The 7,858-nt window shown below is 37.2% G+C and carries 8 protein-coding genes; all 8 read right to left on the bottom strand.

The annotated features are described in order from the left end of the window. Positions 1-19: 19 nt before the first annotated feature. Positions 20-1,156, bottom strand: a complete 1,137-nt coding sequence (locus tag B3Q46_RS10465; RefSeq protein ID WP_286715306.1) for a hypothetical protein — start codon at positions 1,154-1,156, stop codon at positions 20-22. After that, the gene (gene tssG / locus B3Q46_RS10460; protein WP_286715305.1) at positions 1,153-2,148 is read right to left on the bottom strand and encodes a type VI secretion system baseplate subunit TssG; all 996 of its coding nucleotides are present in this window, start codon (positions 2,146-2,148) and stop codon (positions 1,153-1,155) included. The genes B3Q46_RS10465 and tssG overlap by 4 nt, the downstream gene beginning before the upstream one ends. Beyond that, positions 2,112-3,920, bottom strand: a complete 1,809-nt coding sequence (tssF, locus tag B3Q46_RS10455; protein ID WP_286715303.1) for a type VI secretion system baseplate subunit TssF — start codon at positions 3,918-3,920, stop codon at positions 2,112-2,114. The genes tssG and tssF overlap by 37 nt, the downstream gene beginning before the upstream one ends. Positions 3,921-3,931: 11 nt before the next feature. Further along, positions 3,932-4,411, bottom strand: coding sequence for a type VI secretion system baseplate subunit TssE (tssE, locus tag B3Q46_RS10450; protein WP_286715301.1), 480 nt, complete (start codon positions 4,409-4,411; stop codon positions 3,932-3,934). Between the two features lie 75 nt (positions 4,412-4,486). Further along, on the bottom strand, positions 4,487-4,990 hold the full coding sequence (locus B3Q46_RS10445; RefSeq protein WP_004785894.1) for an Hcp family type VI secretion system effector: 504 nt from the start codon (positions 4,988-4,990) through the stop codon (positions 4,487-4,489). A gap of 54 nt (positions 4,991-5,044) precedes the next feature. Beyond that, positions 5,045-6,526, bottom strand: coding sequence for a type VI secretion system contractile sheath large subunit (gene tssC / locus B3Q46_RS10440; RefSeq protein WP_286715297.1), 1,482 nt, complete (start codon positions 6,524-6,526; stop codon positions 5,045-5,047). Beyond that, positions 6,519-7,022: a type VI secretion system contractile sheath small subunit gene (tssB, locus tag B3Q46_RS10435; RefSeq protein WP_286715294.1), complete on the bottom strand. Its 504-nt coding sequence runs from the start codon at positions 7,020-7,022 to the stop codon at positions 6,519-6,521. Before tssB ends, tssC begins: the two co-directional genes overlap by 8 nt. Positions 7,023-7,036: 14 nt before the next feature. Further along, complete coding sequence (locus B3Q46_RS10430) at positions 7,037-7,696, bottom strand: hypothetical protein (RefSeq protein ID WP_286715291.1); 660 nt, start codon at positions 7,694-7,696, stop codon at positions 7,037-7,039. Positions 7,697-7,858: the final 162 nt, after the last annotated feature.

Genomic DNA, 7,858 nt, shown 5'->3' with positions numbered 1-7,858 from the left:
CATTTTGCTAGTCTAGAGCCTAATTTTTTAACTCTTTCATCTGAGTGCTTATTCTTATTTTTTGTAATACAGGAACTACCTCAAGAACGACTTGTTCAGCAGTTAAGCACCAACTGGCTGCATATTCTGAAGCAATATATTGCTCATTTTGCCAAAGTTGTTCATCCAGCCAGTCCTGATCGATTTCAGAATCCACCATAATAATCAGGTTTGCTTGTTCAGGCTGCTGAGCAATCTCTTGTAAAAGTTCAATATAAGAAGCATAAGCCTTGGGTTGGCTGAAATAATAGAATTCAATATGCAGATGATCTGCCCGGAATGAGTAATCATCTTCTAACTGCTGTAAAAGTTGAGTTTGAAAAACCTGATCATCCCAAGTGTGAATCAGATTTTCTGCTAATAAGATATAAACATTGAGACGATTTAAACGTACTACAGTTTCTATCTCTTTATGAGAAATATCCTCTTTCTCATTGAAATTTTCATGAAGATTTTCTGGATTCCATCTGGGATGTATACGGTATTGGTAGGCAAAGTCACTCTCATAAAAAAGTGCAGACCGTTTTAATTGCTGGGAAATCCCTTGTAAACTATGTTCATGCTGTTGCAGTTGCTGCCGAATTAACTGCTGTATTCGCCGTTCACGTGTAGTCAAAATTAAAAATTGATCTTCATCATCGTCTTGAGTTTTTTCCAGCCACTGATCAAGTGCTGTAATACGATAAGATAAAAGAGGCAAGCCATAATTATTGCTCAGTTGGAAATCCAGTTCAGGGCTTCTAAACTGCTGCATAAACTGTATGATTTCTTCATTTTCTCCAAAACAATGCCAAGCAGCACTGGATAAAATGTTCAAAGTGTAATGCTGGGCTGTTTGCTGAGCTAAATTCACAGCTTGTTTTTCTTTTTGCTGTACTAAAATAGATAATTCCTGATCTTTTTGTTGCTGCAGTTTTTTGTTTCGGAAATTTTGAATAGTTTTATAAATAAAATAAGGGCTTAAAATTAGCAGACAAAGTGAAACTGGTAGCAAGATAAAAGACCAGATCAGATCCATTTGGGATGGATCATAGTTGCTATCTCGCCAGTAATAGATCGCTAAAGTGCCAACTAAAATAGTAAAAATCAGAAAAGCAGAAATGATAAATTTGATCATGCCATGCTCCTCTTTAAGCAATAACACGTTTCATTATTATGTTCATCCTGTTCAGGCAGGATTAATGCCCCTTGACCCAATGTCATTGAATTGTTTTTGCCAAGCTGTACAGATGAAAGATCTTGTTTATCCAGAATCAGTCGAATATCGACTTGCATAGTTGGACTGCACCAAGTATTGATAATTTTTTGTAATTTAAGGTTGTATGTCCCTTGGGCTAAGAAATTTAGATAATCCTTTCGGCGTAAAGGACCAATCATAATTTCGATTCTTTCATCTATTTGAGTAATATTTTCACCACAAAAGCTATTTATGCCGAGTGCAACTGGTCGAGCTTCACTCAAAGAACTTTTCTGCTGATCATCTAAATGGAATTGCTCTGGCATCAGCTGCTTGATTTCAAAATCAAATTGAAAAATACAGGACAGAATGGTTTTCAAAGCATATTCACTATTATTTTGTCCCTGCATTAAACCTGCAAATTCAGCAAAATAATCATCTATGTACTGTTGGTCTTGTTGCTCTTCCACATAACCATTTAAGGCATGTAAAATTTTTAAGTAGTGATTATCCTGTTCAATTTCATACCGCACAGGCAAGTTGTAGTTCAGGCAGGCATCTATATATTGCACAGTGAGTTTGTTATTAAACAGCCCTAAAAAATACAGACTTTGTTCACGCTGTTGGCGTACTGCATGTCTGACTTTATGGGTGTAGGTATAAGGTAATACCCCCTGAATCCCCGTCAGCCCCACCATCAGATTAGTGATTTGTACCCGTTCATCGTCTAGCTGAAGTGATTCAATTTCAGATACCGGAAAATTCAGATTCAATGAACTTAAAAAATAAAAAGTATTATTCCATTTTTGCTGATTTTGCTGCTGAGGATCGTGTCGTAGTAACCGCGTTGCCTGAACCAGTTCAAATGCAGTCGGTCGCTGATAGAGCTGATCAATTACAGAAGTCTCTTGCCACCAACGTTCTGCACGCATTGGTATAACTCCTGTTTTGATTCTGAGTCCAGCACAGCCATCTCCACATAACTATTCATCTGAACTTTTAAATTAAAAATATGATTTAGAATCTGGGCAAAAATATAAATACTTGTACCTCGGAAAACTTGGGTATCCAGCTGGATCTCGACTTTAACCCCTCGAACAAACAGTGGAAATGGATGATGATCAATCAGCTTTTGCCCCAAAGAAAACTCAATCGCCTGAATTGAATTAATAATGAGCTGATTTTCTTTCGTTTGCGGTAAGTTATAAAGCTCAAGCAGCTCTTTCATATGACTAACTGAATCCCCTTTCATCAGAGACAAATTATTTAAAGACAGATGAGAAATAATTCGCCATTGTTCTAGCTGTTTTTGCTGAAAACGATAAGGTAAGTTCGGCCGTTTTAATAATTTGCCTTTCCGTACCAGATGATTTTCATTGAGAGATAAGCTGTTTTGATCTTGGTGATAACTTTGATAAGGCAGATCCCTATTAGTACATAGTAAGCGTACACTAATAAAATCAGAAGTCGTCGTTCCCGGTTTTAGATTCTTGGAAAGAATCGAGTATTTAAAATCAATACTGTTATTTTTATTCGCTGCTGGTAAAAGCTGATAGAAAAACTGTTGGTTCTCCTGATGAGAATGATTCATGGCAAAAAATGGTAACACTTTATAAGTCAGTTGATTCTTGTCACTCTTTTCTCTTAAGAGATTCATCTCAGTAATGCCGTAAACCTGAAAATATTCAGGATGATGGGCATCACTTATTAAAGGATATTCGAGTTGTTGATGATCAATTTTTTGAGGTTCAGCCTGTTTTTCAAACAAATTGACGATTGGTGTGCTAAACAGCTTGAAGTTTGCACTATTTAACTCTGCATAATTTCGGATAACCACCTGATCATTCAGGTCTATCTTAAAATGAATCTGCAATTCGAAATCTGTAATATCTTTCATCACAGATTTTAAAAAATTTAAATTGAGATTTAAAAAATTAAATTTTTCTGGAAAACAGAAATATTCAGTCAGCAGACGATAAGCTTGATGTGTATGTTGATCAATCGGAAGAATACTCTCCTCTTCAGTAAAACCTATCCCTTCAAATGGACGAGCAATATCAACTTTGTGATTCTGATATTTTAAAGAAAAAAGGGTGTCAGACTTAAAAATCGTATCGAGAACCTGTAAAGGAAAATTAGAAATCGCATCCAGATATAAAGGCAATTTTTGTTGGGATAATAGTTCAAGTTGCTGATTAAATATTTCAAATTTAAGTATGAGAGTGGCATTACGATTCAAATGAATATAGGCAGAAGGATGCGTTTTAAAGCTCACTTCTTTCAACTGGATTGGTAATAAAGTGACATCATTCACGGTACGGTATTCACACTGGACACCACGAATACTACGCGCCTTTAAGACTGTATTTTTCGGAATTATATGGTCTTCTTTTAAGTTCTTTGTCTTATTGCTATCTTCGAAGCTGACGATTGAACAGGCAGGAAAAGTTTTTAGATATTGTGGAAACATCACCTCAAAAATTGAGCGTGTAAAGATTTCATAACTTTCATTCAGCTTTTTATCAATACGTGCTGAAATCAGCGAAAATGCCTGTATCAGCCGTTCAATATGTGGATCATCAATATGCTCTTGATTCAAAGATAAGCGTTGCGCAATTTTAGGATATTTAGTAGCAAACTCTCGTGATTGCTGGCTAAACTCCTGTAACTGCTTTTCATAATATGGTAGTAAATCTTCAATCACATACAGCCTACTTATTTTCGAGCCAAGATAACGTATTGCTGTGTTGTTGGTTTAAGTAATGCATCAAACATCACCACCTCGTATAAAGGTGAAATATTTAAGTAAGCCGAAATACTTAAATACAGGCTGCTCATATTATTTTCATTAATCAGCATCTCTACTTTCACCTGTTTTAAACGCGGTTCATGAGCACTGATCGACTGCTCTATTGAACGGCAAATTTTGTCACGATCTGTAGGATTCGCAGTCGACAAGCCAACAAAATCAATAATTCCAAATTGCAGAATTGAATTTTTTATCCCAGGATAATGCTCTTCCGTTTGGTACAGGCGAGTCATCCGATTATTTAAAAGATCTTCGAGATCATGGGCAATGGATTGTCTTAATTCTTGTATAGACAAACCTTGTCCAGTGTATTGATCATCTACAGGTAATAAACGTTCGAATAACGTACTTCTAAATCCATAAGGATAAAGTTGATCCAGATTCATATTCTTTTCATTAGATATTTTCTAAAAGAGAAAGATAAAGGCTAGGGATATCAGCCTTTATCCAGGCCATGTAAATTAAGCTGCGTAAGAAGCAGTATTATTTGATAATGACCATTTCTTGGTAACTGCACCTTTTTGCGAACCGTTAATATCCTGCTGATTATAAGTCCACTCAACTGCAGCATATTTCAAACCAAATGTTTCAGTTGGAACGCCTTCCTGATTCACATTTGGTGTCACTTGAGAAACCAAGACATGCTTGAGTTTGATCTGCAAATACTTGATACGTTTGTCACCGTTGGCACGATAAAAATCAATTTGTACTTCATCAAAGGTATACCCTGCAGAGCAAGCCTCCCAAAGCTTTGGACTCGTTGCATCCAGATCCTTTACAAAGACCATATCAGAATGCTCAACTCGTTCTGCAGTATGGCCGCCCACACTTGAAGAGGTAGCAGATTTAGGCTGACGGATATGGTGTGCCCATGAATTTACTTCTAACCAGCTTTTATGTTCAGAATCGCGTGATTCGCCATCGACTTTATATTTGCCACGAAATTGGACGTAAATGTCTTTCATTTTAATAATTATCCTATTGTTATAAATGCTTATAGTTCTTTAATCGCAGTAGTCCTATTGACTTGACTGCGGCAGTTCAGTGACCAACCTGAGTGATACAGAGAGCTCATCTAACTGAAAATGTGGTCTTAAAAAAACCACAGACTTGTAGTGACCAGGTTCAGCTGGATTTTCTACAACTTTGATCGAAGCTTCACGAAGCGGATATTGAGCTTTTGCTTCTTGTGAAGCACCGTCGTCTAGTAAAATGTACTGAGACAGCCAGTCATTAAGAAAGGCTTCGACATTTCCTGCCGAGGCAAAACTGCCCACTTTATCCCGCATCATGGCTTTTAAATAATGAGCGATACGTGAAACTGCCATAATGTATTGAATTTGACCTGATAATGCAGAATTGGCATTAGCAATATCATTGTCATATTTTTTGGCTTTTTGCACAGACTGTGCACCAAAGAACGCAGCATAGTCCGTATTTTTGCAATGGACTAAAGGAATAAAACCAAGATCACTCAGTTCTTTTTCACGCCGATCGGTAATGGCAATTTCTGTTGGACATTTAAAAATCACTTCACCATCATTGGTCTTGAAGCTATGTACTGGAAGGCCCTCAACCAGACCACCACCTTCCACACCACGAATGGCTGCACACCAGCCATGCAGATCAAAGGCATTGGTCAAACGGGTGCCAAATGCATAAGATGCATTCATCCAGAGGTATTCATTATGATGTTCACCAGAAACTTCCTCGATATAATTGAAGCCCTCAGTCACTGTACCTTCACGTGGATGATAAGGTAAGCGTCCCAGTACTCGAGGAATGGTCAGTGCCACATAGCGAGCATCTTCGCTTTCACGGAAAGAACGCCACTGTACATACTCTGCTGTTTCAAAAATTTTAGAAACATCACGCGGACGATCAATATCAGTAAATGACTCTAGTCCAAACATTGATGGGCTTGCAGCAGAAATAAATGGTGCATGTGCTGCCGCAGCGACATGAGAAATCTGTTCCAGAAGGTACATATCTTCAGGTGTGCGATCAAATTCAAAGTCACCAATCAAGGTTGCATAAGGTGCGCCACCGAATGAACCATATTCTTCTTCATAGATTTTCTTGAATAAGGTACTTTGATCAAAATCGGTCGCACTTTGGAAATCTTTAATTAGCTCCCTTTTTGTAGTATTCAGCATCCGGATCTTGATTAAAGAATGTGCTGGTGTTTCTTGGCAGAAATAATATAAACCACGCCAAGTCGACTCAACTTTTTGAAAATCTTCATGATGCATAATCTTGCTAAGCTGACTTGAAATCATGGCATCAATTTCAGCAATACGCTTATCAAGTGCCAGCGTCATATTCTCAGAAACAGTAATGGTCCCTGCCATAACCTCTTTAGCAAGTTCACCAATCAAACTTTTAGCACGATCATGTTCTTTTTCAGTACGAGCAATACGGCTACGCTCGACAATTGAATCCAAAAGTGAATGTTCTTCAAGTGCAGTATCCATGGCAGTTGCAGCATTATAATTATTCATCACCAGCCTCCACACTGATCTTTTGTACTTGATCCGTGTTTTTCAGCACTTCATCCAATAAATCTTCCAGACGTTCACTATTGGAAATTTTATTACGCAGATCAGTCAAACGTTCACGTGCTTCAACCAGCTTACGTAAAGGTTCCACCTGTTGCACAATTTGCTCTGGGCAAAAATCATTCATCCCATTGAATACCAGGTCAATCGCCATAGTGCCGCCGGCTTCGGTTAAAGTATTTTCAACCTGAAAATTTGCTCGCGGAGCAAGTGATTTCATCACTTCATCAATATTTTCTAAATCGATATTGATAAATTTTTTATCTTTTAATTTGGTTTTTTCCAGCTCAGAGGAAGCAGAAAAATCGCCTAAAACACCCACAACAAATGGTAGTTCCTTAATTTCCTTTCCATCACCGACTTCAATATCATAGGTCAGTTGTACGCGTGGTGGTCGGATTCGCTGTAATTTTTTCTGTACGCTTTCACGTTTGGCCATTGTTTGTTTCCTTATTAATTATTCTTTAATGAACCAAATGGATTAGAACTGGCTGTATTGGTGCGAGTACTGATATTTTCAGTCTTTTTAATAGGAGCAGATTTGACTACATTTTTTGTTTTAGTGCTGGTTGTAGTAGATCGCTTCGTACTTGCAGCAGTCTGTTTCTTGCTATTTTTGGTATTTGAAACAGTATGTGATTTAAACTCAACTGGCGCTAGTGCAGGTTTTGCAAACTGAATATTCTCAGCCAATAGTTTAGCTTGAGGATAGGTCGTTTCATTTAAGGCACGAACTTCTGTACTACGCATTTGCTGTAAAGCATTTGATGAAATAGCAATCCCTGCCATAAAACTCAAGTCCGTTAAAGTCTGGTTATACTGTTGCTGGCGGTGTAATTGATCAATCAAATTGAGTGCTTTGAGATGAGAACCTAACTCCACATAACGTTTCACAATTTGTGTATTGAGTTCATGTTGTAAAGGAATATTTTTTTTCGCTGATTTATCACAAAGCTGTTGATATAAGCCAATTAATGTTGGGTCTGTTTCACCCGCGGCATAAGGATTGACCTTAATACATGATTTTTTTAATTCAGCAGCATGTACTTGTGGAAGGTAAAGACAGGCTGTACCAAATATAAATAATGATATGAAACTTATATACTTTTTCAAAATGAGCCTCAGTTATTTTTGTTTGTTGTTATATTTTTTAATGTCTAAATATTATTTTTATTTGACAATCGTTTGGCGGATTTAACATAAAACATTAAGGAGAAGTCAAGCTAAAAAAGATTAACGGACTTAGTGACTAAAAATTTTAAGAATTGACAAAAT

This window comes from Acinetobacter sp. UBA2581, assembly GCF_002339435.1.
Classification (GTDB): Bacteria; Pseudomonadota; Gammaproteobacteria; order Pseudomonadales; family Moraxellaceae; genus Acinetobacter; species Acinetobacter variabilis.
The sequence above is the reverse complement of the archived record's forward strand: the minus strand, read 5'-3'. Positions and strand labels throughout refer to the sequence as shown.